Origin of the sequence: Centipeda periodontii DSM 2778, from assembly GCF_000213975.1 — a bacterium.
Classification (GTDB): Bacteria; Bacillota; Negativicutes; order Selenomonadales; family Selenomonadaceae; genus Centipeda; species Centipeda periodontii.
This window is the reverse complement of sequence record NZ_GL892076.1, coordinates 48,914-74,673: the sequence shown is the minus strand read 5'-3', so window position 1 is coordinate 74,673 and position 25,760 is coordinate 48,914. Positions and strand designations below refer to the sequence as shown.

Here is a 25,760-nt window from a genome sequence, read left to right as displayed (position 1 = left end):
GATGTCGGTTTTTTCAACTCCGTATGTGGCAGGGATGACAGTGGCGCTTCCCAAAGAAAGAGTTCATCTTCGGGACTTGCCCTTTGGCAAGGCGTTTTTGGAGCGTACTATAAAGCTGACTGAAATAGAGGATGTATGCTATGCACCGTCCGATAAGACTGTTACGGATTATGCCGTTGAAGCGGCAAAACATCTCTTTCAAAGGCTGAAGTTTGATGCATCGGAGATCAACGGGATTTTGTTCGTCTCGGGCTATCCCGACTATATTCAACCATGTACTGCAGGTGTTATTCAGGCACGGTTGGGGCTGACGACAAAATGCGTTGCGATGGATATTAATCATGTATGTTCGGGCTTTGTGTATGGTCTGTTGGAAGCCTTTATGCTAATTCAAAACGGGCTTTGCCAGAATGTCCTCCTCTGTATGGGGGATTTGGCGGCATCGCGCGCCATTCATCCGAAGGATCGGGCGGGACGCATGGTGGCGGGAGATTCTGGGGCGGCGGTACTCATCTCAGCATCGGATGTACCATGTTTTTCAACGGAGTTTTCCTTTTATCACGATGGCTCACGTGCAGACAAGCTCGGCATCTTCGTTGGTGCGAATCGGCGACCGCGTGAGGCGGGCGTTACAGATGTTGAAAAAGAGGACGAAAACGGCAATATCCGTACGGATGAAAATTTCTACATGGACGGCATGGAGGTCATGCGCTTTGCTATGACGGAGGTTCGCCCAAGTGTACAGGAGGTTCTGGATCGCTGCAGTTGGGCGAAAGAAGATGTCGATGTATTTGGATTTCATCAGGCCAATGCATTCATTGTCAAGAGTTTGATCCGGCATCTGAAATTGCCGGCAGAGAGGGTTCCTCTATTCGTCAAGCACATGGGGAATTTGGGTCCGGACTCCATTCCAATGGCGCTGATTCAGCATAGTCTGACACATGATGCGTCACAATGGAAACGCTGTGTGCTTTGCGGGTTTGGGGCGGGACTCTCGTGCGCCGCTGTCGGCATTGACTTCAGCAAGACACGGGTGTTTTCGTTCATCGAGGTATGAAACTTATTTTGAGGAAGATGGCATGATGGAACTTTCATTGGACTATAATGGAGTTAAGGAGTACTCGTGCGTTGAGTACCCTTTACTCATGATTGATTATGCCGAATGTGTCATTCCCGGACGATCGGCAGTTGCGGTCAAGAATCTGACGAATAACGAGTGGTTTTTTCAATGTCATTTCCCAGGTAATCCTGTCATGCCGGGGACACTTGAGATGGAGGCAATTTTTCAGACTGCTGCACTGGCGGTTCACACGCTGCCGGGCAACAAAGAAAAGACATCGTACTTGGTTCGTGCAAACAATTTGATGTATCTGGGCTTTGCCCACCCCGGAGATACGCTCCGCATCAAAGCGGAGCTGAAACGCTGGAAACATGGTGTTGGCAGTGGTCACGGGGAAATAACGGTAAAGGATAAGATCGTCTGTAAGATTGATTTTACACTAGCTATCTTGGAGGATATGGAGGATATGAAGTGAACGGATATGAAAAATATGTACAGGCATTTCAGACCGTTATGGGGATTGGTGACAGAGGGATATTGGAAGCCTTGAAGTATCAGGACGTTGAGGCGTGGGATTCGGTTGGTCATATGGAACTCGTAGCAGAGCTTGAGGATGCATTTGATATTGAGATGGAGACGGATGATATCATCGATTTTAATTCGTTTGCGAAGGGCATCGAGATCCTGAACGGGAAATATGATGCGGGTATTGAAAAGGGCTGATGCAATGGCGTCTTTACTGACGGGAAAGAATGCGGTTGTCACAGGCGCGAACCGCGGAATCGGAGCCGCCATTCTCGCGGAATTTGCTGCACAGGGCGCAAATGTATGGGCGTGTGCGCGCCGCGAAGAGCCGTGTTTTTTGGAAATGTGCGCGCGACTGACGCAGGAGCACGGTGTATGGATTGAGCCGGTGATTTTCGACCTTGCAGATGAGGACGGCATCAAGGCGGGAGCGCAGCAGATTCGCATAGGAAAGAAGCCTGTCGATATTCTCGTCAATAATGCGGGCGTTATACCGGAGAACCGTCTTTTTCTGATGGCAGATCCGGCGGAGATGCAGCGTGTTTTTGCCGTCAATTTCTTTGCTGCCATGCAGCTGACGCAGCGCGTCGCAAAACTCATGGTTCGTCAAAAGGCAGGGGCGATTGTCAATATTTGCTCGATTGCCGCACTTGATGGTGAACCGGCGCAGATGGAGTATGTTGCGAGTAAGGCGGCACTCGTCGGTGCAACACGAAAACTTGCCTCGGAGCTTGGCGCATACGGCATTCGTGTCAATGGTATCGCGCCGGGACCGACGCGGACGGATATGCTCGCCGCGATGGAGGAGGGGCTGCGCAGCCGCATGGAGGCGGCGACGCTCCTCCATCGTCTTGCAGAGCCGCAGGAGATTGCCTCCGTTGCTGTATTTCTTGCATCGGATATGGCGAGCTATATGACAGGGCAGATTCTTCGCGTAGATGGAGGGATGAGACGATGACGGCAGAGGAGCTTCGCTGCCATGCCAGACACATGAGGCGCATGGCATTGGACTTGGCATATCGCTGCGGCACCAGTTCACATCTTGGCGGCGGTCTCTCGATGATGGAGATCTTGTCCGTCCTGTACGGTGCCGTGATGAATACGGCGCAGCACGCTGTTCCCTATGAGGCGCAGGACAAGTTTATTTTAAGTAAAGGGCACGGTGTGCTGGGGCTTTATACTGCACTTGCCGAGTTCGGCATCATCACGCAAGAGCAGCTTGCGACATTTCAGCAGGATGGATCGGATCTCATCGCCCACCCCGTCATGAATGCGTCGCTTGGCATCGAATCGTCGAGCGGAAGCCTCGGACAGGGGATCTCGATGGGCGTCGGATTGGCACTTGCTGCGAAGAAGAAGGGCTATGCGTATCAGACATTCGTGCTCTGCGGCAATGGTGAGAGCAACGAGGGATCGGTGTGGGAGGCTGCGATGAGCGCGGTGCAGTTCGGTCTTGACAATTTCACCCTCATTCTTGACAATAATCACATGCAGAGCGACGGGAAGAGTGAGGCGATCCTTGACATGTCGGATCGCTATGCTGAGATGCTGCAAGACGTCGGCTTTGAGACAATCGAGGTGGACGGGCACGATGCCTCGGCACTGATGGAGGCGTTCCAACGGACAAGAGAAGCCGAGAAACCGCGTGCGGTTGTAGCCCATACGGTCAAGGGCAAGGGAGTCAGCTTCATGGAGAATGACAACGACTGGCATCATAACCGCTTGACGGAGGAGCAGTATCAAAGGGCGATTCCGGAGTTGGAGGAAGTGTGATGGAACTCACAAAAAGCAAGGCGCGTCTTTGGTCGAAGCTCGGCTCGCGCGCTGTCTTTGGTATGGCACTCTTCGATATGGCGGAGCGTGGTATGGATTTTTATGCCATGTCGGGAGATCTCGTTCGCTCTTCCGGTCTTGGTCGTTTTCAGGAAATCTTTCCGGAACGTTGTATCAATATGGGGATTGCGGAACAAAATATGGTCGGCGTCGCAGGTGGGATGGCGAAGGACGGCACCCCGATCTTTGCAACGTCGTTCGCCCCCTTTATCACGATGCGCGCAGCGGAACAAGTGCGCATGAACATGGGCTATATGCAGCTCAATGTCAAGACGGTCGGTCTTGGGAGTGGGCTTATTATGGCACAACTCGGCAATTCGCATTTCGGCATCGAGGATGTCGCTGTCATGCGCGCTATTCCCAATATCACGGTTGTTTCGCCGGCGGACTGCGGCTCGATTGTAAAGACGGTCGAGGAAATTACGCATCACAAAGGTCCTGTTTACCTGCGATTGACAGGGGGGCCCGGCAACCCTGTTGTCTATTCCGAGGAATACGATTTCGTCATTGGAAAGGCGATCACACTGCGCGAGGGCGCAGATGTCGCCATTGTTGCGGTGGGGACGATGGTTCATACTGCTCTTGCTGCGGCGGAGATGCTCGGAGAATCGGGACTCAGTGTGCAGGTTGTCGATATGCACACGATCAAGCCGCTCGATACAAATTGTCTTGATGGACTTTTATCGCATCGTCTACTTGTGACGGTTGAGGAACATACCGTCTGCGGCGGTCTTGGCGGCGCAGTCGCGGAGTACCTTGCGCCGAAGGCAAAGCGCCCGCCGCATCTTCTGATTGGCATAGCGGACGAGTTCCCGCATACGGGATCGTATGACTATATGCTGAAGGCATGCGGCCTGACGGCAGAGCAGATTGCCACACGGATTCGTACAGCAATCGATGAAACGGCGTGAACAGCAAGGTGAGGGAAATGACAAACAAGCTGTGGGATTTCTCTGCATTTGCAAATCATACGGCACTCCTATCTGAGGTGCGCACGGTGACCTATCAGGAGCTTGGGGAAGAGGCGGAGCGGATTTCTGCGTGTGTCGCGCCAGGTTCCTTGGTCTTTCTTTTAGCCCGCAATTCGCCCGCCGCGATTGCGGGCTATGTCGGTTTCGTGCAGAACGGAATTGTGCCCGTGATGATCGACGCCGCACTCGATGCGGGGCTGCTCACCGCGCTCCGTGCGGCGTACCGTCCCTGCTATGCGTGGGTTCCGGCGGAACGTGCGGAAGAGTTTCAACCGAGCCGTGAGGTTCTGCGGCACGATGCGTATGTACTGCTCGATTTGGAGGAGAAAAGCCCCTTTCCCCTGCATGACGATCTTGCACTTCTTATGACGACATCGGGCTCTACGGGCAGTCCGAAGCTCGTGCGGCAGAGCTATGAGAATCTGCGTGCCAATACGGCGTCCATTGCAGCATATCTGCATTTGGACGAAACGGAGCGTGCCGTGACGAATCTGCCCCTGCACTATGTCTATGGGCTTTCGATTCTGAATACGCACCTTGCGGTCGGGGCGTCGGTCGTTGTGACGGAGAAGACGCTCTTTGACCGCAGTTTTTGGCAGCTCATGAGGGAGAAAGAGGTAACGACTTTTTCGGGCGTTCCCTACACCTACGCGATGCTGAAACGGTTGCGCTTTTTCCGCATGGATCTCCCTGCGCTGCATACACTGACGCAGGCGGGCGGCAAGCTCGATCCGGAGCTTCATGCGGCGTTCGCGGACTATGCCGCACAGACGGGCAAGGAATTCATTGTGATGTATGGCGCGGCAGAAGCAACGGCACGCATGGGCTATCTGCCGCCGCAGTATGCACTTGAAAAAGTCGGGGCGATGGGCGTCGCGATCCCGGGCGGCAGGTTTGAGCTCATCGATGAGGCGGGAAAGGAAATCACAGACACGGATACGGTCGGTGAGCTGGTCTACTACGGCGCGAATGTCACGCTTGGCTATGCGATGAGCGGTGCAGATCTTGTGCGCGGCGATGAGCGTCATGGGCGCTATGAGACGGGTGATCTCGCACAGCGTGACAACGATGGTTTTTATACCGTTGTCGGGCGCAAGCGACGCTTTTTGAAGATGTTTGGGAAGCGTACGAATTTGCAGGAGGTCGAGCACATCCTGCGCCAGCATTTCGGTGAAATCGAGGTCGCATGCGCGGGCATTGATGACAACCTCTACATTTTTGTGACGCAGGAGTCACTTGTCCCCGAGATCGTGCCGTTTTTGAGCGCGAAGCTGGGGCTGCACCATACGGCGCTCACGGCGAAGTATATCGCGGAGATCCCGAAGAATGCTTCGGGCAAGACGGTCTATCGGGATTTGGAGCAGTATTATGACGTATGAGGACGTGCTCGCCCTGCCGCCGTTTGACATCGCGCATGAGGAAAAGCAGGAACTCCTGCGCGCGGGACTGTTGCAGCTGACGGAGCATCACAGAGCGCACTGCGCGCCCTATGCGCGCATGATGGAGACGATTGGCTTTTCTGCTGCGGACGTTCATTCGGTGGAGGATATTCCCTTTCTGCCCGTGCGCCTTTTTAAGGAGATGGAGCTGCGGAGTGTGGCAGAGGAGGATGTATTCAAGACGATGACCTCGTCGGGGACGACGGGACAGCAGGTATCGCGGATTTTCCTTGACCGCAGGACGGCGACCAACCAGCAGAAAACGCTTGTGCGTATCGTTTCCGAGTGGACGGGAAAAAGCCGTATGCCGATGCTTATCATTGACTGCCCTTCGGTGGTCAAGAACCGTGCGATGTTCTCGGCACGCGGTGCGGGTATCCTCGGTTTTTCGATCTTCGGACGAAAGAAGCTCTACGCGCTGAATGACGCGATGGAGCTGCAGCTCGATGATATTCGCGCATTTCTCGCGGAGCATGCGGGCGAGCGCATCCTGCTCTTTGGCTTCACATTTATGGTGTGGCAGTATTTCTATCATGCTCTGCGGGCGGCGGGCGAGCGGCTTGACCTCTCGAACGCCGTATTGATTCACGGCGGCGGCTGGAAGAAGCTCGCCGTCGACGCGGTTACGCCTGCGGCGTTTCGCGCGGCACTGTGCGAGGTCTGTGGCAATATTGATGTTGCGGACTACTACGGCATGGTCGAGCAGACGGGCTGCATTTATCTTGAGTGCGCAGAGGGTCACCTCCATGCGAGTACGTACGCCGATGTCATTGTCCGTCGTCCATTCGATTTTTCGGCGGCGGCTTTCGGTGAGCGCGGCATCCTTGAGGTCGTCTCGCTCCTGCCGAAGTCGTACCCGGGTCATGTCCTCCTGACGGAGGATGAGGGTGTGCTGCTCGGAGAGGACGACTGCCCGTGCGGGCGCAGGGGCAAGTATTTCAAGGTGCTCGGCAGGCTGAAGCAGGCGGAGCTGAGGGGGTGCAGTGATACCTATGCGGCAGCATTTTGACAGCGTGACCTATGCGCTCGGCAGTGCGGAAATCGAGGTACAGATGGAGCGGGTGTGCCCGCTTCTCGTCTTTTCGGAGGAGGCGTGTGCGTTCCTCTCCGCGCTCTCGGCAAGAATTCTCAAGGACGCAGAGGCGAAGGCATTTCCTGATGTCATGACGCTCGGATTCTGGTGCCGTCCCGCTGCGCTGCGGCAAATGTACCGCGTCTATGAGGCGGAGAAAAACAGGATTGGGCGCGGTATTGTCTTTCACATCGCACCCTCGAATGTGGCTGTGAACTTTGCATACTCGTGCCTTGCGGCATTCCTCGCGGGAAATGCAAGCGTCGTGCGTTTGCCGTCGAAGGACTTTCCACAGGTCGATGTTCTCTGTCGAATTTTCGCACAGACGCTTGCGGAGTTTCCCGCGCTCTTTCCGTACTTCCTCTTTGTCCGCTACGGACACGTGCAGGACGTAACGGAGCACTACTCACGGCTGGCAAATACACGCGTGATCTGGGGCGGCGATGCGACGATTGAAGCGATACGCCGCGCGCCCCTTGCTCCGCGCGCGAATGAAATCACGTTTGCCGACCGACACTCGCTCGCCGTCCTTGACGCCGATGCCTATCTTGCGGCAGCGGACAAGGCGCGCATTGCACAGGACTTTTACAACGATACCTATCTCAGCGATCAAAACGCCTGTACCGCGCCCCACTTTGTCGTATGGCTCGGCGCAGCAGAGAAGGTCAAGGCGGCACAGGAGCTGTTTTGGCGCACTCTACATGCGCTTGTGAAGGATCGCTACACAATGCAGGCGGTTCAGGCGGTGGACAAGCTGACGCAGCTCTATCGGCTTGGTGCGTGCTTTGAGGTGCGGCAAGTTCCTGCGGAGGACAATCTGATCACGCGCGTTCGTGTAGCGAAACTGACGGAGGAGATGACCGCATACAGGGCGGGAAGTGGCTTCTTTATCGAATATCGGGCGCAGAAACTTGCAGAGATACGACCGCTGTGCGGCATTTCGTGCCAGACGCTTTCGTATTACGGCGTACAGAGGGACGCGCTTTTGCAGGAGATTCTTGCCATGCGTCCTGCCGGCGTGGATCGCATTGTGCCCTTGGGGCGTACGATGGACTTCGCACTCGTCTGGGACGGCGTCGATCTCATTCGGACAATGAGTCGTGTGGTACAGGTAATATGAGGGATGATTTTTTGACGCGACATGATAGAGGGGAATCCGGTTATGAATGACAGGAAAATTGCGGTCATCGCGCAGTGCGATCCGAGTGGCGTCTCTGCCATACGTCCGTATATTGATGCGCTCGATATACCAAATGGCTATGAAGCGGAGTTGATCGAGGTGCGCCCTGACGGGAATGTTGCGGAGACCTATCAGCGCGCCATGGAAGCAAGCGATGCGAAATACAAGATCTACCTTGCGCCGGGGAGTATCCTGCTGCGGCTGAATTTCTTTGAGGAAATGCTGCGTGTGTTTGAGAATCCGATGATCGGAGCTATGGGGCTTGTTGGCACAAAGCAGATCTCGACGACGGGCCTGCTCGCCGCATCGCCGTTTATCAAAGGGCGGCTTCTGTATACCGATGATCGTTCCTTTCGTGGCGGGGACATAGAGGGAGCGACGGAGGAAGTCATGGCGGTAAGCGGCGATCTGATCGCGACACAGTATGACATCCCATGGCGCAGAGACCTTTTCCATAGCAACTGCTTTTATGCGGAGGCGCAGTGTGTCGAATTTCGGCGCAGGGGTTACCGCAGCGTTGTGCCGCACCAAGATGAGGCATGGCTGCTCTCGGGCACAAAGGAAATATCTTATGATGATGTGAGTCAGGAGGTATTTCTCGATACATATTCAACCGATATCTACCCGCTCGTGTCGATCGTTATTCCTACGTTTGAGCGACCGCACTACTTCCGCCTCGCGCTTGAAAGCGTGCTCGCGCAGACCTACCGCAACCTGGATATCTTTATCACGGACAACTCCCATAATACGGAGACGGCAGAGATGATGCGTCGCGATTTTTCGGACGATCCGCGCATTCACTATGAACATCATCCCTCTTATGGAGCACCGGAGAATTGGACACGTGCCCACAACTATGACAATAAGGATGCGGCTTATGTCAACTGGCTGATGGATGATGACCTCTTTATGCCGGATAAGATTGCGGTCATGATGGACTGCTTCTTTGCAAATCCGGATCTCAGCCTTGTCACCTCGTATCGGGAATGTATCGATGCGGATGGAAATAAGCTGCCGGATATTCCTGCAACAAGCCCCATTGCTCAGGAGATTACGAAATTCAGCGGCGAGACAATTGGAGCAAATATTCTTGTCTATCTGACTAATTTTGTCGGTGAACCGACCACGGCACTGCTCAAAAAGAAATTTATGTTGGATGGGCATGATCTGGGCTTTTCGGGCAAGGAAGGAAAATATCTCATATCAGATTTTCCCACGTGGCTTCGCCTGCTCAGTCAAGGAAATATGGTGTATTTTCCGCAGCCGCTGAGCAAGTTCCGCGTTCATGACGGAAATGAACAGCGATCGCTGACCTCCCGCATTCGTGGTACCATTTGTTGGGCGATGGTCATTCGAGAGGCAATTGAACGCGATATCTACCTCCATGATTCAGATACTCGCCGAAAGGCTATTGCGGGCTGGTTGAGGATGGCAAGTGAATCTCTTCGTATAGCCACAACGATTCCCAATATTTGGGAGGATATGGAATTTCAAGACCTACTGTGCGTTTTTTCAGGAATGTCGGAGGCACTTCGCAAGGACTGCCGGATTGACTTTGATATCGACACGACGGTCACACTGCATATGGACGATGATGAACAATAGGAAGCAGGCAGATTATGGAAATTTCATTGGAAAACGCCCTCCACATTGTTGCAAGTTCTCTTCTCTTTGACGAAGCGTGGTATCGCAAGACCTATCGGATCGATGCGGAGAAAAATGCAGCAGAACACTATCTGACGGAGGGATATACAAAGGGCTGGAATCCGTCTCCGTATTTCTCGACGGAACTGTATCTGATAGAAAACCCGGATATCCGCTGGGCTGGCATAAATCCTTTACTGCATTATGAAATATTCGGACACCGTGAAGGGCGATACAAGGGGCATATACCCGAGGGTATTCTGCAGCGGTATCGCAAATGCGCTTGCTGTGGAAACTATGTTGCCGCGTACATGCCTTTGCCGTCATATTATTTTGAGGAGGCCAGCAAATATAGTGAAAAGGCATGGCGTTCCGAAATGGTAAATGAGACGGATTATTCTTGTCCGTGGTGTGGCAGTGCCGATCGAGAACGCGCCTATGCTGTTTGGATGAGGCGGGAGCTGACGGAAAATTTTTCCGGTGTGATCCTTGATATTGCACCTGCGCCGGCATTATCTTGCTTTATTCGTGAGAATTTCCCCAAAGCTGATTACAAGACGGCGGATCGCTATATGGAGCAGGTGGATTATCGCCTCGATATTATGGACATGAACTGCCTTGCGGATGAGAGTGTCGATTTCTTTATCTGTTCCCATGTCTTGGAGCATGTGCGCGATGATCGAAAAGCGATGCGTGAACTGCACCGCATCCTGAAAAAGACGGGATGCGGTATTCTCGTCGTACCGATGGATCTCAACCAGACGGAGATTGATGAAGATCCCGATTGCACGGACATTGGTGAACGATGGCGCCGCTTCGGGCAGGATGATCATGTTCGAAAGTATAGCCGAGCAGGATACCTTGCGCGGCTGGCGGAGGCGGGATTCCAAGTGCTCCAATTCCAAAAGAAGTATTTTGGAACACAGGCGATGTACGAGAACGCTTTGACGGAAACGGCGACGGTTTACATCGTCGTCAAATAGAAATAGAGGGGAGGAAGAACATGAGCATCATGGTGACGCGGTCGTCGATGCCGCCGATGGAGGAGTACATCGCAGAGATCAGCGATATTTGGGAGTCGCGCTGGCTGACGAATATGGGCGTCAAGCATCAGGCATTTCAAGCGGCATTGCAGGAGTTTTTGGGCGCACCGAATATCGACCTCTTTACGAATGGGCATATGGCGCTCGAGCTTTCGCTGCAGGCGCTGAATCTTTCGGGTGAGGTTATCACGACGCCGTTTACGTTTGCCTCTACAACGCACGCGATTGTGCGCAACGGACTGGAGCCGGTATTCTGCGACATTGATCCGAATGACTACACCATGGACGTGACAAAGCTCGAGCGCCTTATCACGGACCGTACGTCTGCCATTATGCCGGTTCATGTCTATGGGAATGTCTGCAACGTAGAGGAGATCGAGCGCATTGCCCATAAGTACGGGGTGAAGGTGATCTACGATGCGGCGCATTCCTTCGGCGTGCGCTATCAGGGGAAGAGCACGGCAGCATTCGGCGATGTTTCGTGCTTCAGTTTCCACGCGACGAAGGTCTTTCACTCCATCGAAGGAGGTGCGGCGTGTTTCCATGACCGGGAGCTTGGGGAAAAGCTGTCGCGCCTGAAGAATTTTGGCATTCGTGATGCGGAGTGCGTCGACGGGGTGGGCTCGAATGCGAAGATGAACGAGTTCTGTGCAGCGATGGGGCTGTGCAATCTGCGCCATGTCGAAGGCGAGATTGCACAGCGGAAAGCAGTTGCGGAGCGATATCGTGAACGGCTGGAGGGGATAAGCGGCGTACAGCTGAATCCGATCCAGCCGGATGTTGCACCGAACTATGCCTATTTCCCTGTCGTGTTTCACGAAGCGGAGTTCGGCAGCACGCGCAACGAGGTGTTTGATGCGCTGCAGCGGGTAGATGTTTACAGCAGAAAGTATTTCTATCCGCTGACGAATACGTTTGACTGTTTTCATGGCAAGTATGACGTGGAACAGACGCCCGTAGCGCGTCACATTGCAAATCGCGTTTTGACATTGCCGATTTATGCAGATTTGGAGCTTATGCTGGTGGATCGCATTTGCGACGTGATCCTTTCCTGTAATAGCTGACATGTTGTTGCAAAATACATCGTTTTGTGCTAATCTTATCGTTGCATTCATACGATAATGGCATTGACGTTGTGCGGACGCCCTCGTCCCCTCGGGACGGGGGTGTTTCTTTCGGGAGGAACAGACAGATGAGTCAGGAATCCGGTGCAAATATTCCAAAGACATATGATCCGGCGAGCTTTGAGCGGAAGTGGTACGAATACTGGGAGTCACATAATTTATTTCACGATGATGCGGACGAATCTCGTGAGCCGTACAGCGTAGTTATCCCGCCGCCGAATGTGACGGGGCAGCTCCACATGGGGCACGCGCTCGACGAAACGCTGCAGGACATCCTCGTGCGCTATCAGCGCATGCGCGGCAAGAACACGGTCTGGGTGCCGGGCTGCGACCACGCCGGCATTGCGACACAGGCAAAGGTGGAGGAGAGTCTGCGCGCGGAGGGCACGAACCGCTTCGAACTCGGGCGCGAGAAATTCCTCGAACGTGTCTGGGATTGGAAGCAGCAGTACGGCGACCGCATCATGTATCAGCTGCGCATGCTCGGTGCGTCCTGCGACTGGGCGCGCGAGCGCTTCACGATGGACGAGGGATGCTCGCGCGCGGTGCGCGAGGTGTTCGTGAGCCTCTATGAGCAGGGGCTGATCTATCAGGGCACGCGCATCACGAATTGGTGCCCGCACTGCTCGACGGCGATCTCGGACATCGAGGTCGATCACGAGACGGAGGAGGGGCATCTCTGGCATCTTCGTTACCAAATTGAGGGAACGGACGACTATGTTGAGATCGCGACAACGCGCCCCGAGACGATGTTCGGCGATACGGGTGTCGCCGTCCACCCCGACGACGAGCGCTACAAGCACCTTGTCGGCAAGACGCTGATCCTGCCCGTGGTGGAGCGGCGCATCCCACTTTTCGCCGATTCCTATGTCGATCCCGCATTTGGAACAGGTGCGGTCAAGGTGACGCCGGCGCACGACCCGAACGACTTCGAGATGGGGCTGCGGCACAATCTTGAGCAGGTCGTTGTGATCAACGCGGATGGAACCATGGGCGAGGGCGCAGGCAAATATGCGGGGCTCGACCGCTACGAATGCCGTAAGGCGCTCGTCAAGGAGCTTGAAGAGATCGGTGCACTCGTCCGCACGGAGAAGCATGAGCACGCCGTCGGGCACTGTTCGCGCTGCAAGACGACGATCGAACCGCTCGTGTCGAAGCAGTGGTTCGTCCGTATGGAGGACCTCGCGAAGCCGGCGATTGCGGCGGTGAAGGACGGGCGCATCCGCTTCGTCCCCGAACGCTTTACGAAAATCTACGAAAACTGGCTTGAGAATATCCGTGACTGGTGCATCTCGCGTCAGCTCTGGTGGGGGCACCGCATTCCCGCGTGGCACTGTGAGGACTGCGGCGAGACCTCTGTTTCGCGTGAGGACATCACGGCGTGCACGCACTGCGGCAGCAAGCACATCCATCAGGATGAGGACGTGCTCGATACGTGGTTCAGCTCCGCACTCTGGCCGTTTGAGACGCTCGGCTGGCCCGAGGATACGGTAGATCTGCGCCATTTTTACCCGACGGCGACGCTCGTCACGGGGTACGATATCATCTTCTTCTGGGTTGCGCGCATGGTCATGATGGGGCTGCGCTTCGGCGACGATGTGCCGTTCCGCGATGTGTTCATCCACGGGCTCGTGCGCGACAGCGAGGGGCGCAAGATGTCGAAGTCGCTCGGCAACGGCATCGACCCCGTGGAGGTCATCGAGAGATACGGTGCGGACACGCTGCGCTTCATGCTCATCACGGGCAATACGCCGGGCAACGATATGCGCTTCTACTGGGAGCGCGTGGAGGCGGCGCGCAACTTTGCAAATAAAATTTGGAATGCCTCGCGCTATATGTTGATGAATCTTGAGGGCACGGACGATGCGTTTGTCCCCGAGGAGAGCGACTATACGCTTGCCGACCGTTGGATCCTGACGCGCTCTGCCGAAACGGTGCGCGCGGTGACGGCGAATCTTGAGAACTACGAGCTCGGCGAGGCGGGGCGCGCGATCTACGAGTTCCTGTGGAGCGAGTTCTGCGACTGGTACATCGAGCTGACGAAGGCGCGGCTCTACGACAAGGAGAATGTGCGCGCAAAGAACACGGCGCTCTATGTCCTGCGCACGGTTCTGGAGCGCACGATGCGCCTGCTGCATCCCTTTATGCCGTTTCTCACGGAGGAGATCTGGCAGAAACTGCCGCACGCGGGTGAGAGCATTATGCGTGCGCCGTGGCCCGAGGTCGATGAAAATGACATCGACACCGAGGCGGAGGCGGCGATGACCGCGATCATGGAGGTCATCAAGGTGACGCGCAATCTGCGTGCGGAGCTTGGCACGCCGCCCGGTAAAAAGAGTGCACTTCTCCTGCGCGTACGCGACAATGCTCTTGCAGATACGTTTGCGGCGCATACGGACTATTTTCATGCGCTTGCTTCCGCGTCCGAGGTTTCCTTCCTCGCGGCGGATGCACCCGACCCGGAGAACGTCGTCACGGGCGCACTGGCGGGTGCGGCAGTTTACCTGCCTCTGGCGGGACTCATCGACGTGGAGAAGGAAACGGCGCGTCTGACGAAGGAGCGCGACAATCTGGAAAAGGAAATTGCACGCCTTTCGGGCAAACTCTCGAACGCGGGCTTTACATCGAAGGCACCTGCGGCTGTCGTGGCGGCGGAGCGCGAAAAGCTCGCGGGCTATGAGGAGAAGATCGGGCTCATCCGGACGCGCCTCGCGGATCTGGCGAAGCTCTGAGGTGCTCCGATGAACTACGCGGAGTCGCTTCACTATCTCGATGAACTGAATACGTTCGGGATCCGTCTGGGGCTCGCGCGCATGGAGGAGCTCTGTGCGCGTCTGGGGAATCCCGAGCGCAGCTATACGACCATCCATATTGCAGGAACGAACGGCAAGGGCTCCGTTACGCAGATGATGGATGCTGTCTTCCGTGCGGCGGGCATCCGCTCCGGGCGCTATCTATCGCCGCACCTCATCTCCTACACGGAGCGCATGAGTGTGGACGGGCACGACATCTCGGAGGAGCAGTTCGCCGCGCTCCTCACGCGTGTGCGCGCAGCTGCGGATGAAATGGTCGCGGCAGGGCATGAGCATCCGACGCAGTTCGAGGCGCTGACGGCGCTTGCCTTCCTCTATTTCAGAGAGGAGCAGGTCGAGATTGCCGTGATCGAAACGGGGCTCGGAGGGCTTCTCGACTCGACGAATGTCATTGAGCCTGCACTCACGATCATCACAAATGTGGCGATGGATCATGCCGACCGCTGCGGCGGGACACTTGCCGGCATCGCCGAGCACAAGGCGGGCATTATCAAGGAGGGCGTGCCTGTCATCACGGCGGCGACAGGGGAGCCGCTTGAAATCATCGAGCGGCGCGCGGAGGAACTCGGCGCGGATGTCTTTGTCTGCGGCGAGGACTTTTCCAGCCAGATCTTCTTCCCCTCCGGGGGAGGACAGTGCGTCGCCTTCCACTCCGTCGTCTGCCGCGAGCCAGAGCCGTTCGCGCTTGCACTTGCCGGGGTTCATCAGGCGGAGAACGCCGCGCTCGTCATCATGGCGGCAAAGCTCCTCGAGCGCGAGGATGTGCGCGTGACGGAGAAGGCCATTCGCACGGCACTGCGTACGGTGCGCCATCCCGCGCGCTTTGAAATCCTCGCGAACGAGGGCGTGCCTGTCGTTATCGACGGTGCGCATAATCCTGCGGGGATGCGGGCGCTGCGCACGGGGCTCGACACATATTTCCCCGATCTGCCACGCGTCTTTCTGCTCGGCATTTTGAAAGATAAGGATATTGATACCATGCTCGCCGCACTTCTGCGTCCCGGCGATCAGGTCGTCACCGTACGCCCCAACTCGGAGCGCGCGGCGGCTGCGGATGTCGTTGCTGCCGTTGCCGCCGGGATGGGGCTGGTCGCGGTTGCCTGTGATGACCGCGCAAAGGGGCTGGATGAGGCTGTGCGGCGCGCTCATGTACGCAGCGCTCTGCTCGTTGTCGCCGGCTCGCTCTACCTCGTGGGCGATATCCGCGCGATGCTTACGGCGGGGAGGTGACGGCGTGGCAGAGGACTATTTTCAGGAGCGCCGCCGTTCGATGCGTCGGCGCCGCTGGGCGGGGAGGATGGCACGCATGATGCTGTACGCCGTCATCGCCGAGGCATTCCTCATCCCGCTTGCGCCGCTTGCGGCGATGGTTGTGCTGCTCATCGGCTGCGGCGCGATGCTGCTGCGTCTGCGGATCGATCGAAATTTTCATCTGCGGCGTTTGCCCTACGACGCGCCGGCACTGCTCTTCGTCGTCATCGGGCTGCTGTCGGTTGCGGTCGCGCCCGACAAGGCGTTCAGCTTCTACAATTTCTATCATCTCGTGCCGATCTATGCACTCACCTATCTGCTCGCGGGCCAGACACTGCGGAAAACGCGTGAACTGCAGCGCGTCGTCGTGGCGATGGCGCTATCGGCGCTGCTCGTCATCCTCTACGGCTTCTATCAATTCATCTTCGGCATCGACATTGCGGCGATGAAATGGGTGGACGGCGAGGCGTTCCCCGAACTCTCGAAGCGCGTCTTCTCGACATGGGAGAATCCGAACATCCTCGCGGGCTATCTTGATATCGTCGCTTGTATTGCCGTAGGAGTTGCAACGGCACTCACCCGTGGATGGCGCACGCTCGCAATTCTCCTGCTTGTGGCAGCGCTCGTGTGCCTCGGCATGACCTACGCGCGCGGCGCATGTCTTGTCATCGCCATTGTGCTGGCAGGCTATGGTGCACTGAGCAACTGGCGCGTGCTCCTCGGCATTGTCGCCATCGGGGCGGGGGCACTGCTGCTTGACCCCGTGCTCGCCGATCGTCTGCTCTCCGTCTTTACGCGCGTGGACACCTCCTCGGAGATGCGGCTCGCGTTCTGGGAGAGCACCGTTGCGATGGTGATGGATCATCCCTTCCTCGGCATCGGTTGGGGCATGTACTTTATGGTCTACCCCGAGTATGATTTCTACTTGCAGGGTGCGCCCGTGCAGATTGTCCACGCGCACAATATGTATCTGAACTATGCAGCCGAGATTGGTGTCCCGGGGGCGCTCTCGTTCCTCTGGTTCTTCTTCGGATCCCTTCTGATCGCATTTCGTCTGCCGCAGAGAGTGGCGACATGGGAGACAGTGCTCGCTGCCCATGAACACGAGTGGAAGACGGTTGCCGATGTGCGCACGGCGCTTTCACGTTGGCGCAGGCGCCGCTTCATCGAGGGACTTTCACTTGGACTCGGACTCGCATTCGTTTCCGTTGCGCTCAACGGCATGACGGATCATCTGCTCTTTAATATACCGTCCTCTATGCTGCTCTGGATGCTCGCTGCCATGACGGCGGCGGCGCATGCGATTGCGGGGGAGATGAAGGAAGGATGACTATGCAGGAAAATCTATCCATATCCAAGGCCACCGTTGACCGCCTGCCGCGCTACTATCGCTGTCTGCGTCAGCTGACGGATGAGGGCGTGGAGATTGCCTCCTCGGAGGAACTCGGTCGCCGCCTTGCCATCAACCCCGAACAGATTCGAAAAGACCTTGCGTTTTTCGGACAGTTTGGCAAGAAGGGCGTGGGCTACTACGTTGCGGAACTCAAGGAGAGCATCGGCAATATTCTGGGGCTCGACCAACATTGGAACGTTGCGATCATCGGCATGGGACATCTCGGTGCCGCGCTTGCAAACTATCAGGGGATCGCGCGCCTTGGCTTTCATCTCGTTGCAATTTTCGATGTGAATCCGGTCGTGATCGGCACGCGCGTCGGCGAGCGCCGCGTGGAGGATATTGCCTATCTCGCGGAGATCATTGCCGAGCGTGACGTGCAGATCGGCGTCATCGCCGTGCCTGCCGCACATGCACAGGACGTTGCTGATCAGCTTGTTGCGGCGGGCATCCGCGGCATCTGGAACTTCGCTCCGATCAAGCTGCAGGTGCCGCCGAACGTCCCGTTTGTCAGCGAAGATTTGTCCGTCGGACTCAGTTCACTCTCGTATTATCTGACGCACACAAGCGCGGAAAACGAGGATCTGTCAGACAAAAAATTGCCGGATTAAAACTTATTTGCTCTTTTTTTCACAAATCACAGAAAATGCCGTCAATGTAATCTTGACGGCATTTTTTTTTCGTGATATCCTAAGGAAAGATATAATTGACATGTGCATCTATGATAACTTGCAGTTATTCAGAAAATTCCTACCATGAATAATTTACAAGATGAAATGAGAATTCCTGAATGTCTGCGGTTGTTTGTTGTGTGTGTCATAGGAGTATCAACGGACGACGGCGATACCTGCCGGCGTATCAGAGGGAGGTTTTTCTATGATCGATATTTCCGATCGCATACCCAAGTCCTTGGCTGACAAGGTTGTCAGTGCGGAGACGGCAGCAGAGTATTTTGCTGACGGCATGACCATCGGTGCCAGCGGCTTTACGCCGTCCGGTTATCCGAAGGCAGTTCCACTTGCCATCGCCGAACGCATGAAGAAGAATCCGTTCAAGGTCAATATCTGGACGGGCGCTTCGACCGGTCCCGAGCTCGACGGTGCGCTTGCTGAGGCGGGCGGCATCAAGCAGCGCCTGCCGTATCAGACAAATACGCCGCTGCGCAATGCGATCAACTCCGGACTGGTGAACTACATCGATATGCACCTCTCCGAGGTGGCGCAGCAGTCGCGTGAGGGCTTCCTCGGCAAGATCGACGTTGCGCTCGTCGAGGCTGTCGCCATCACCGAGGAGGGCATCATCCCCTCGACCTCGGTCGGCAATACGCCGTCGTTCATCCAGAGTGCGGACGTGGTCATCGTTGAGGTGAACACGAGCCAGCCGATGGAGCTTGTCGGCATGCACGACATCTACATCCCTCTCGATCCGCCGAACCGTCTGCCGATTCCCATTACGAAGGCGGGCGACCGCATCGGTACGACGTTCATGCCGTGCCCGCTGGAGAAGATCAAGTACATCGTTCCCTGCGACATCACGGACAAGACACGTGCCCTTGCACCGGTTGACGAAGCGGCGCGCAAGATGGGGCAGTTCACGGTCGATCTTCTCAAGAAGGAGATTGCCGAGGGACGTATGCCAAAGGGGCTCCTGCCGCTACAGTCCGGTGTCGGCAACGTGGCGAACGCGGTCATCGCCGGCTTTGTCAGCTCCGACTTCACCGATCTTGAGGTCTACACCGAAGTCATTCAGGACGGCATGTTCGACCTTGCAGACGCGGGCAAGCTGAAGTTCGCATCGGGCACCGCGTTCTCGCCCTCGCCCGAAGGCCTGCAGCGCTTCTATAAGGACATCGATAAGTACAAGAAGATCATGATGCTCCGTCCGCAGGAGATCTCGAACAACCCCGAGGTTGTGCGCCGTCTCGGCGTCATCGCGATGAACACGGCGATCGAGGTCGATATCTACGGCAACGTCAACTCCACGCACGTTACGGGCACGAAGATGATGAACGGCATCGGCGGCAGCGGCGACTTTGCGCGCAACGCCTACCTCACGATCTTCTACACGCAGTCTGAGGCGAAGGGCGGCAAGATCTCGTCCATCGTTCCGTTCTGCTCGCACATCGACCACGGCGCGCACGACGTGGATGTCGTCATCACGGAGCAGGGCGTTGCGGATCTGCGCGGCAAGTGCCCGCGCGAACGTGCGCTCGAGATCATCAACAACTGCGCACATCCGGACTTCCGTCCGATCCTGCTCGACTACTACGAGCGTGCACTTGCAGCGACGAAGGGCGCACAGACGCCGCACCTTCTCGATGAGGCGCTTTCCTTCCATCAGCGCTTCCTCGCGACGGGGTCGATGCAGAAGTAATACAAACGAGACAAAAAGGGCAAAAAGCCCTTTAGGGAATAACCCAACACAAAAAGAACTGTAAAGGCAAAGGAGAATATTTTCATGAGCAATGAAAACATCCAGGCGGGGCTTGACAAGTACAATGCTACCGTCGAAAAGGCAACGGCGAAGTTCCCGGCACGTCCTCACATCCCAGAGCAGGGACTCTACACCCCGCTCGACATTCAGGAGACGGACTACGCACAGGACATCGGCTTCCCCGGTGTCTATCCCTATACCCGCGGCGTGCAGCCGACGATGTACCGCGGACGCTTCTGGACGATGCGTATGTACGCAGGATTCTCCACGGCGGAGGAGTCCAACAAGCGTTACCGTTACCTCATCGAGAGCGGCGCAACGGGGCTTTCCTGCGCATTTGACCTCCCGACACAGATCGGCTATGACTCTACGGATGCCATCTCCGAGGGCGAGGTCGGCAAGGTCGGTGTTGCGATTGACTCGCTCGCCGACATGGAAATCCTCTTCGATCAGATCGACCTCGGCAAGGTCTCCACGTCCATGACGATCAACGCGCCCGCGTCCGTCCTCCTCGCGATGTATATCGCCGTGGCGGAGAAGCAGGGCGTCTCGGCAGACAAGCTCAAGGGCACGATCCAGAACGACATTCTGAAGGAGTATGCGGCGCGCGGCACGTATATCTTCCCGCCGCGCCCGTCCATGCGCCTCATCACGAACATTTTCGAATATTGCTCCAAGAACGTCCCGAACTGGAACACCATCTCCATCTCGGGCTACCACATTCGCGAGGCCGGTTCCACGGCATCGCAGGAAATTGCATTCACCATTGCGGACGGCATTGCCTACGTCGAGGCCGCCATCAAGGCAGGGCTCAGCGTCGACGATTTCGCGGGACGCCTCTCCTTCTTCTGGAACGCACACAACAACGTGCTCGAGGAGGTTGCGAAGTTCCGCGCGTCCCGCCGCATCTGGGCAAAGGTCATGAAGGAACGCTTCAAGGCAGAAAAGCCGAAGTCCATGATGCTCCGCGTCCACACGCAGACGGCAGGCTCCATGCTCACCGCACAGCAGCCGAACAACAACATCGTCCGCGTCGCACTCCAGACGGCCGCTGCCGTCATGGGCGGCACGCAGTCGCTCCACACGAACTCCCGCGACGAGGCGCTCGCGCTTCCGACGGAGGACTCGGTCATGGTCGCACTCCGTACACAGCAGATCGTTGCGTACGAGAGCGGGCTCGCCGATGTCATTGACCCGCTCGCGGGCTCCTACTACGTCGAGGCGATGACCAACCGCATCGAGAAAGAGGCTTGGGAGTACATCAAGAAGATTGACGATCTCGGCGGCGCCGTCGCGGCGATCGAGAAGGGCTACATCCAGAAGGAGATTCAGGACAGTGCCTACAAGTGGCAGATGGACGTCGAGTCCGGTGCCCGCGTCATCGTCGGTGTCAACAAGTTCCAAGTGGAGGAAGAGGCGCCGAAGAACCTGCTCCGCGTCGACGCATCCGTCGGCGAGAAGCAGAAGGCAAAGGTCGAGGCGATGAAGGCGAAGCGCGACAATGCTGCTGTTCAGGCGGCTCTCGCAGACCTCAAGAAGGCGTGCAGCGACGAGAACGAGAACCTCATGCCGCACATCCTCTCAGCGGTCAAGACCTACGCGACGCTCGGCGAGATCTGCGGCGTCATGCGCGAGGTCTTCGGCGAGTACGAGGCACACGTCAATCTGTAAGCGTCGGTGCTTTTGCGGATCAGTGTTTGGTGAATGCAAGGGGGCGTGCCGCGCGCGTAAGCGGCGGCAGCCCCGTTCAGGAGGAATATAAAAATGGCAGAGAAAATCAGAGTGCTCGTTGCAAAGCCGGGTCTGGACGGTCATGACCGCGGTGCGAAGGTTGTTGCCCGCGCCCTGCGCGATGCGGGATTCGAGGTCGTCTATACCGGCCTTCGTCAGACCCCCGAGGAGATTGCGGAGGCAGCTCTGCAGGAGGACGTGAACGTCGTTGCGATGAGCATTCTCTCGGGTGCGCATCCGCATCTCTTCCCGAAGGTGGTCAATCTCCTGCGCGAGAAAGGCATGGACGACGTGCTCGTCATCGGCGGGGGCGTCATCCCCGAGGGCGACATCCCCGCACTCAAGGATGCGGGCGTTGCCGCAGTATTTACCCCCGGCACACCGACCGGCGAAGTGGTTGACTTCATCAAGGAACACGTAGCGTAACAAACACTGTTGAAAGGATGGATGACAGACAGAAAATCGTTTCGTCTGTCATCCATTCCATTGTTCCGATAAAGTCACTGCGCGAAGGAGGTGGGCGCATGGATATAGCAGCCGAAGTGCTGAAGGGCAACCGCCTCGCGCTCTCGCGCGCCATCACGGCGATCGAGAACGAGCGTGAGACAGCGACCGACATCATGAAAGCGCTCTATCCGCATACGGGACATGCCTATGTTCTGGGCATTACCGGCCCTCCGGGTGCGGGCAAAAGCACCATGACGGATAAGATTGCCAAGGAATACCGCAGGCGCGGGAAAACCGTCGGCATCATCGCCGTCGATCCCACGAGTCCCTTTTCCGGCGGTGCCATTCTGGGCGACCGCATCCGTATGAACGACTTGACGCTTGATGAGGGGGTCTTTATCCGCAGCATGGGAACGCGCGGCAGCCTTGGCGGCCTCTCGCACAAGACGGCGGACGCGGTAAAGGTCATGGATGCATTCGGCAAGGATATCATCTTTGTCGAGACCGTTGGCGTCGGGCAGTCCGAGGTGGATATCGTGCGGGCGGCGGATACCACAATGGTCGTGCTGATTCCCGGTATGGGCGACGACATCCAAGCGATCAAGGCGGGCATCTTGGAGATCGGTGACGTGTTCGCCATCAACAAGTCCGATCTTGACGGTGCGGATAAGCTTGTCCGTGAGATCAACATGATGCTGGATTTGGATGACCACATGTCCGACTGGCGACCGCCGATCCGTAAGGTTATCGCGAATCGCGGCGAAGGGATCACGGAGCTGGTCGACACCGTAGAGGAACACCGTGCCCATATCGAGGGCAATGGCGTTCTTGCCGCGCGGCGCACGCGCCGCACGCGCGATGAGATGTTGGACATCCTGCACGCAGGTGTTCGGCGCAGCATCGAACGCCGCATCGTCGATACGGGCAGACTCGATGACTATGTGGCGCAAATCAAGGCGCATGAGACCGACCCCTACACCGTAGTGGGCGATGTCATGGCCGAAATGTTATCTTAACAGTGGAAATTGACAGCAATTTCCCAAGGAGGAAGTACCTATGTTCAAGGTTCTGGCAGTAGATCACATCGGCATTGCCGTGAAGGATCTCGAAGAGGGGAAGAAATTCTGGTCGGACGTGATCGGCATTCCCTGCACGGCTGAGGAGACGGTCGCCGAGCAGAAGGTTACAACGACATTCCACCCGACACCGAACAAGAGTGAGATCGAGCTGCTCATCGGCACGGCGGACGACAGCCCGATCACGAAATACATCGAGAAGAAGGGCGAGGGCATCCAGCACATTGCTCTGCGCGTTGACAACATCGAGAATGCGATCGCCGACCTCATGGCAAAGGGCGTCCGGATGATCGACGAGAAGCCGCGCATCGGCGCGGGCGGCGCAAAGATCGCGTTCCTGCATCCGAAGTCGACGAAGGGGGTTCTCCTCGAGATCTGCGAGCATGAGGATCGCTGAGAAGCGACCCGCCATACTTGACGCATATTCCCTGCGGAGCATTCGGTTTCGCAGGCAGATTACAGGAGGGATATGATGTCCACAGTCCAGGAAAAAATTGAGCTCATGCTGGAGAAGAAAGAGCATCTCATGCAGGGCGGCGGCGCCAAGAGCATCGAGAAGCAGCACAGCAAGGGCAAGCTCACCGCGCGTGAGCGCCTGAACCTGCTCTTCGATGAGGACACCTTCATCGAGCTGGATATGTTCGTTCGTCATCGTTGTACCAACTTTGGTCAGGATAAGAAGGATCTGCCCGGCGAGGGCGTTGTGACGGGATACGGCACGATCAACGGCCGCCTCGTCTACGCGTTCGCGCAGGACTTCACGGTTGAGGGCGGCTCGCTCGGCGAGAAGCACGCACACAAGATCTGGAAGGTCATGGACCTCGCCATGAAGATGGGCGCACCCTGCATCGGCATCAACGATTCGGGCGGCGCGCGCATCCAGGAGGCAGTCGACGCACTTTCGGGCTACGGCGGCATCTTCTACCGCAACACGAAGTCCTCGGGTGTCATCCCGCAGATCTCCGTCATCATGGGACCCTGTGCGGGCGGCGCGGTTTACAGCCCTGCGCTCACGGACTTCATCTTCATGGTGAAGAACACAAGCCAGATGTTCATCACCGGTCCTGCGGTTATCAAATCCGTCACGGCGGAGGAGGTTACGGCGGAGCAGCTCGGCGGTGCGATGACGCACAACAGCCGTTCCGGCGTTGCGCATTTTGCGGCGGAGAACGATCAGGACTGCATTGACCAGATCCGCTATCTGCTCTCCTTCCTCCCGAGCAACAACATGGAGGAGACTCCGCGCGTCGAGACGGGCGATGACCCGAACCGCCAGGAGGAGAGCCTCAATACGCTCATCCCCGACAACCCGAATGCGCCGTACGATATGAAGGATGTCATCCGCGCGCTGGTCGACAACGGCGAGTTCTACGAGGTGCACCAGCATTTCGCGACGAACATCATCTGCTGCTTCGCGCGCTTTGATGGTCGCACGGTCGGCATCATCGCGAACGAGCCGAACGTCATGGCAGGCTGCCTTGATGTCGACGCGTCCAACAAGTCGGCGCGCTTCATCCGCTTCTGCGATGCGTTCAATATTCCGCTCGTCAACCTCGTCGACGTGCCGGGCTTCCTGCCGGGCGTCGATCAGGAGTACAGCGGCATCATCCGCCACGGTGCGAAGATGCTTTATGCATATAGCGAGGCGACCGTGCCGAAGGTCACCGTCATCACGCGCAAGGCGTACGGCGGCTCCTACATCGCAATGTGCAACCGCGAGCTCGGTGCAGATCAGGTCATGGCGTGGCCGACGTCTGAGATCGCCGTCATGGGACCTGCGGGCGCTGCCAACATCATTTTCCGCAAGGATCCGGACAAGGATGCACGCACGGCGGAGTACATCGAGGAGTTCGCAACCCCGTACAAGGCGGCAGAACGCGGCTACATCGACATGGTCATTACGCCGAGCGAGACACGCCCCTACATCATCACGGCGCTGAACGCGCTCTCGAGCAAGCGTGAGGACAACCCGGCGAAGAAGCACGGGAACATTCCGCTCTAAGCTAGGAGGTAGTATATGGCTGCAAACAAAGTGGCGCCGGAGATCGTCGCCGCCATCACCGCTGCCGTTCAGTCGGTAATGGGGAGCAAGGTTGTCGCCGTGCGTATCAAACCCGCAGAGGTCTGGACGCTTGCCAACCGCAGTAAGCTTTGAGGTAATCCTGCACCCGCAGGAATCCTGTCATTAGGGAATATAAATGTTGGAGGAATAACACATGAAGAAGTTCAACATCACTGTCAACGGTACTGCTTATGAGGTTGAGGTCGAGGAGGTACGTGCAGGCGGCGCTGCTGCTCCTGCTGCCGCTCCGCGCGCTGCTGCACCTGCGCCCGCTCCCGCTGCTGCACCGGCTGCACCGGCAGCAGCATCTGCGGCACCGGCAAAGGCGGCGGGCGCAGGCGAGCAGTCCGTGGACGCTCCGATGCCGGGCAAGATCATCGAGGTCAAGGTCTCGGTCGGTCAGGCAGTCAAGGCGGGCGATACCCTCCTCATCCTCGAAGCGATGAAGATGCAGAACGAGATCGCCGCTCCTGCCGATGGTACGGTCAAGGCCGTCAACGTCTCGGCAGGTCAGTCGGTCAAGGTGCGCGAGTCCCTCGTCATCCTCGGCTAATCGCACGAATACGATACATTCGGGGGCCCCATGCGGGGCTCCTTTTCATTTGACCAAAGAGAGCGAATTTCTTATAATGAGGACAAGAAATAACAAGACTTGAGAAATAT

At 56.9% G+C, this 25,760-nt stretch carries 24 protein-coding genes; all 24 read left to right on the top strand.

Going from position 1 to position 25,760, the window contains the following annotated elements:
• Position 1: 1 nt before the first annotated feature.
• The gene (locus tag HMPREF9081_RS00345; RefSeq protein ID WP_050794986.1) at positions 2-1,057 is read left to right on the top strand and encodes a 3-oxoacyl-ACP synthase III family protein; all 1,056 of its coding nucleotides are present in this window, start codon (positions 2-4) and stop codon (positions 1,055-1,057) included.
• Positions 1,058-1,079: 22 nt separating this feature from the next.
• Positions 1,080-1,535: a 3-hydroxyacyl-ACP dehydratase FabZ family protein gene (locus HMPREF9081_RS00340; protein WP_006304879.1), complete on the top strand. Its 456-nt coding sequence runs from the start codon at positions 1,080-1,082 to the stop codon at positions 1,533-1,535.
• On the top strand, positions 1,532-1,783 hold the full coding sequence (locus HMPREF9081_RS00335) for an acyl carrier protein (RefSeq protein ID WP_006304878.1): 252 nt from the start codon (positions 1,532-1,534) through the stop codon (positions 1,781-1,783). Before HMPREF9081_RS00340 ends, HMPREF9081_RS00335 begins: the two co-directional genes overlap by 4 nt.
• 4 nt (positions 1,784-1,787) lie before the next feature.
• Positions 1,788-2,543 (top strand): SDR family NAD(P)-dependent oxidoreductase, encoded by a 756-nt coding sequence (locus tag HMPREF9081_RS00330; protein ID WP_006304877.1) that lies wholly within the window; start codon positions 1,788-1,790, stop codon positions 2,541-2,543.
• Positions 2,540-3,358 carry a transketolase gene (locus HMPREF9081_RS00325; protein ID WP_006304876.1) on the top strand — a complete coding sequence of 273 codons (819 nt, stop codon included), beginning with the start codon at positions 2,540-2,542 and terminating at the stop codon, positions 3,356-3,358. Before HMPREF9081_RS00330 ends, HMPREF9081_RS00325 begins: the two co-directional genes overlap by 4 nt.
• Entirely contained in the window at positions 3,358-4,329 is a 972-nt protein-coding gene (locus HMPREF9081_RS00320) for a transketolase family protein (protein WP_006304875.1), read from the top strand. Before HMPREF9081_RS00325 ends, HMPREF9081_RS00320 begins: the two co-directional genes overlap by 1 nt.
• A 17-nt stretch (positions 4,330-4,346) precedes the next feature.
• Entirely contained in the window at positions 4,347-5,768 is a 1,422-nt protein-coding gene (locus HMPREF9081_RS00315; protein ID WP_050794983.1) for an AMP-binding protein, read from the top strand.
• Complete coding sequence (locus tag HMPREF9081_RS00310; RefSeq protein WP_006304873.1) at positions 5,758-6,837, top strand: LuxE/PaaK family acyltransferase; 1,080 nt, start codon at positions 5,758-5,760, stop codon at positions 6,835-6,837. The genes HMPREF9081_RS00315 and HMPREF9081_RS00310 overlap by 11 nt, the downstream gene beginning before the upstream one ends.
• Positions 6,821-8,020 (top strand): acyl-CoA reductase, encoded by a 1,200-nt coding sequence (locus HMPREF9081_RS00305; protein ID WP_006304872.1) that lies wholly within the window; start codon positions 6,821-6,823, stop codon positions 8,018-8,020. The genes HMPREF9081_RS00310 and HMPREF9081_RS00305 overlap by 17 nt, the downstream gene beginning before the upstream one ends.
• 42 nt (positions 8,021-8,062) lie before the next feature.
• Complete coding sequence (locus HMPREF9081_RS00300) at positions 8,063-9,685, top strand: glycosyltransferase (RefSeq protein ID WP_040394141.1); 1,623 nt, start codon at positions 8,063-8,065, stop codon at positions 9,683-9,685.
• A 416-nt stretch (positions 9,686-10,101) separates the two neighbouring features.
• Complete coding sequence (locus tag HMPREF9081_RS13990) at positions 10,102-10,707, top strand: methyltransferase domain-containing protein (protein WP_167535607.1); 606 nt, start codon at positions 10,102-10,104, stop codon at positions 10,705-10,707.
• A gap of 20 nt (positions 10,708-10,727) precedes the next feature.
• Positions 10,728-11,831, top strand: a complete 1,104-nt coding sequence (locus tag HMPREF9081_RS00290; RefSeq protein WP_006304869.1) for a DegT/DnrJ/EryC1/StrS family aminotransferase — start codon at positions 10,728-10,730, stop codon at positions 11,829-11,831.
• Positions 11,832-11,959: 128 nt separating this feature from the next.
• Positions 11,960-14,623: a valine--tRNA ligase gene (locus HMPREF9081_RS00285; RefSeq protein WP_006304868.1), complete on the top strand. Its 2,664-nt coding sequence runs from the start codon at positions 11,960-11,962 to the stop codon at positions 14,621-14,623.
• Between the two features lie 9 nt (positions 14,624-14,632).
• Complete coding sequence (locus tag HMPREF9081_RS00280) at positions 14,633-15,934, top strand: bifunctional folylpolyglutamate synthase/dihydrofolate synthase (protein ID WP_006304867.1); 1,302 nt, start codon at positions 14,633-14,635, stop codon at positions 15,932-15,934.
• Positions 15,935-15,938: 4 nt separating this feature from the next.
• Positions 15,939-17,285, top strand: coding sequence for an O-antigen ligase family protein (locus HMPREF9081_RS00275; protein WP_040394139.1), 1,347 nt, complete (start codon positions 15,939-15,941; stop codon positions 17,283-17,285).
• Positions 17,286-17,287: 2 nt separating this feature from the next.
• Complete coding sequence (locus HMPREF9081_RS00270; RefSeq protein WP_040394137.1) at positions 17,288-17,959, top strand: redox-sensing transcriptional repressor Rex; 672 nt, start codon at positions 17,288-17,290, stop codon at positions 17,957-17,959.
• A gap of 265 nt (positions 17,960-18,224) precedes the next feature.
• Positions 18,225-19,721: a succinyl-CoA:acetate CoA-transferase ScpC gene (gene scpC / locus HMPREF9081_RS00265; protein WP_006304864.1), complete on the top strand. Its 1,497-nt coding sequence runs from the start codon at positions 18,225-18,227 to the stop codon at positions 19,719-19,721.
• 84 nt (positions 19,722-19,805) lie between these two features.
• Entirely contained in the window at positions 19,806-21,452 is a 1,647-nt protein-coding gene (locus HMPREF9081_RS00260; RefSeq protein WP_006304863.1) for an acyl-CoA mutase large subunit family protein, read from the top strand.
• A 93-nt stretch (positions 21,453-21,545) separates the two neighbouring features.
• Entirely contained in the window at positions 21,546-21,938 is a 393-nt protein-coding gene (locus HMPREF9081_RS00255) for a cobalamin B12-binding domain-containing protein (protein WP_006304862.1), read from the top strand.
• 98 nt (positions 21,939-22,036) lie between these two features.
• Positions 22,037-22,975 (top strand): methylmalonyl Co-A mutase-associated GTPase MeaB, encoded by a 939-nt coding sequence (gene meaB / locus HMPREF9081_RS00250; RefSeq protein WP_040394135.1) that lies wholly within the window; start codon positions 22,037-22,039, stop codon positions 22,973-22,975.
• 40 nt (positions 22,976-23,015) lie between these two features.
• Entirely contained in the window at positions 23,016-23,432 is a 417-nt protein-coding gene (mce, locus tag HMPREF9081_RS00245) for a methylmalonyl-CoA epimerase (RefSeq protein WP_006304860.1), read from the top strand.
• A 75-nt stretch (positions 23,433-23,507) separates the two neighbouring features.
• Positions 23,508-25,037: a methylmalonyl-CoA decarboxylase subunit alpha gene (gene mmdA, locus HMPREF9081_RS00240; protein WP_040394133.1), complete on the top strand. Its 1,530-nt coding sequence runs from the start codon at positions 23,508-23,510 to the stop codon at positions 25,035-25,037.
• A 15-nt stretch (positions 25,038-25,052) separates the two neighbouring features.
• Positions 25,053-25,190, top strand: coding sequence for a hypothetical protein (locus HMPREF9081_RS13985; RefSeq protein WP_006304858.1), 138 nt, complete (start codon positions 25,053-25,055; stop codon positions 25,188-25,190).
• A gap of 61 nt (positions 25,191-25,251) precedes the next feature.
• Positions 25,252-25,650 (top strand): biotin/lipoyl-containing protein, encoded by a 399-nt coding sequence (locus tag HMPREF9081_RS00230; protein WP_006304857.1) that lies wholly within the window; start codon positions 25,252-25,254, stop codon positions 25,648-25,650.
• Positions 25,651-25,760 lie beyond the last annotated feature (110 nt).

Excerpts from the sequence above, each read along its gene's own strand:
- HMPREF9081_RS00345 (WP_050794986.1), top strand. The coding sequence starts at position 2 with ATGTCGGTTTTTTCAACTCCGTATGTGGCAGGGATGACAGTGGCGCTT.
- HMPREF9081_RS00340 (WP_006304879.1), top strand. The coding sequence starts at position 1,080 with ATGATGGAACTTTCATTGGACTATAATGGAGTTAAGGAGTACTCGTGC.
- HMPREF9081_RS00330 (WP_006304877.1), top strand. The coding sequence starts at position 1,788 with ATGGCGTCTTTACTGACGGGAAAGAATGCGGTTGTCACAGGCGCGAAC.
- HMPREF9081_RS00325 (WP_006304876.1), top strand. The coding sequence starts at position 2,540 with ATGACGGCAGAGGAGCTTCGCTGCCATGCCAGACACATGAGGCGCATG.
- HMPREF9081_RS00320 (WP_006304875.1), top strand. The coding sequence starts at position 3,358 with ATGGAACTCACAAAAAGCAAGGCGCGTCTTTGGTCGAAGCTCGGCTCG.
- HMPREF9081_RS00315 (WP_050794983.1), top strand. The coding sequence starts at position 4,347 with ATGACAAACAAGCTGTGGGATTTCTCTGCATTTGCAAATCATACGGCA.
- HMPREF9081_RS00310 (WP_006304873.1), top strand. The coding sequence starts at position 5,758 with ATGACGTATGAGGACGTGCTCGCCCTGCCGCCGTTTGACATCGCGCAT.
- HMPREF9081_RS00305 (WP_006304872.1), top strand. The coding sequence starts at position 6,821 with ATGCGGCAGCATTTTGACAGCGTGACCTATGCGCTCGGCAGTGCGGAA.
- HMPREF9081_RS00300 (WP_040394141.1), top strand. The coding sequence starts at position 8,063 with ATGAATGACAGGAAAATTGCGGTCATCGCGCAGTGCGATCCGAGTGGC.
- HMPREF9081_RS13990 (WP_167535607.1), top strand. The coding sequence starts at position 10,102 with ATGGTAAATGAGACGGATTATTCTTGTCCGTGGTGTGGCAGTGCCGAT.
- HMPREF9081_RS00290 (WP_006304869.1), top strand. The coding sequence starts at position 10,728 with ATGAGCATCATGGTGACGCGGTCGTCGATGCCGCCGATGGAGGAGTAC.
- HMPREF9081_RS00285 (WP_006304868.1), top strand. The coding sequence starts at position 11,960 with ATGAGTCAGGAATCCGGTGCAAATATTCCAAAGACATATGATCCGGCG.
- HMPREF9081_RS00280 (WP_006304867.1), top strand. The coding sequence starts at position 14,633 with ATGAACTACGCGGAGTCGCTTCACTATCTCGATGAACTGAATACGTTC.
- HMPREF9081_RS00270 (WP_040394137.1), top strand. The coding sequence starts at position 17,288 with ATGCAGGAAAATCTATCCATATCCAAGGCCACCGTTGACCGCCTGCCG.
- scpC (WP_006304864.1), top strand. The coding sequence starts at position 18,225 with ATGATCGATATTTCCGATCGCATACCCAAGTCCTTGGCTGACAAGGTT.
- HMPREF9081_RS00260 (WP_006304863.1), top strand. The coding sequence starts at position 19,806 with ATGAGCAATGAAAACATCCAGGCGGGGCTTGACAAGTACAATGCTACC.
- HMPREF9081_RS00255 (WP_006304862.1), top strand. The coding sequence starts at position 21,546 with ATGGCAGAGAAAATCAGAGTGCTCGTTGCAAAGCCGGGTCTGGACGGT.
- meaB (WP_040394135.1), top strand. The coding sequence starts at position 22,037 with ATGGATATAGCAGCCGAAGTGCTGAAGGGCAACCGCCTCGCGCTCTCG.
- mce (WP_006304860.1), top strand. The coding sequence starts at position 23,016 with ATGTTCAAGGTTCTGGCAGTAGATCACATCGGCATTGCCGTGAAGGAT.
- mmdA (WP_040394133.1), top strand. The coding sequence starts at position 23,508 with ATGTCCACAGTCCAGGAAAAAATTGAGCTCATGCTGGAGAAGAAAGAG.
- HMPREF9081_RS13985 (WP_006304858.1), top strand. The coding sequence starts at position 25,053 with ATGGCTGCAAACAAAGTGGCGCCGGAGATCGTCGCCGCCATCACCGCT.
- HMPREF9081_RS00230 (WP_006304857.1), top strand. The coding sequence starts at position 25,252 with ATGAAGAAGTTCAACATCACTGTCAACGGTACTGCTTATGAGGTTGAG.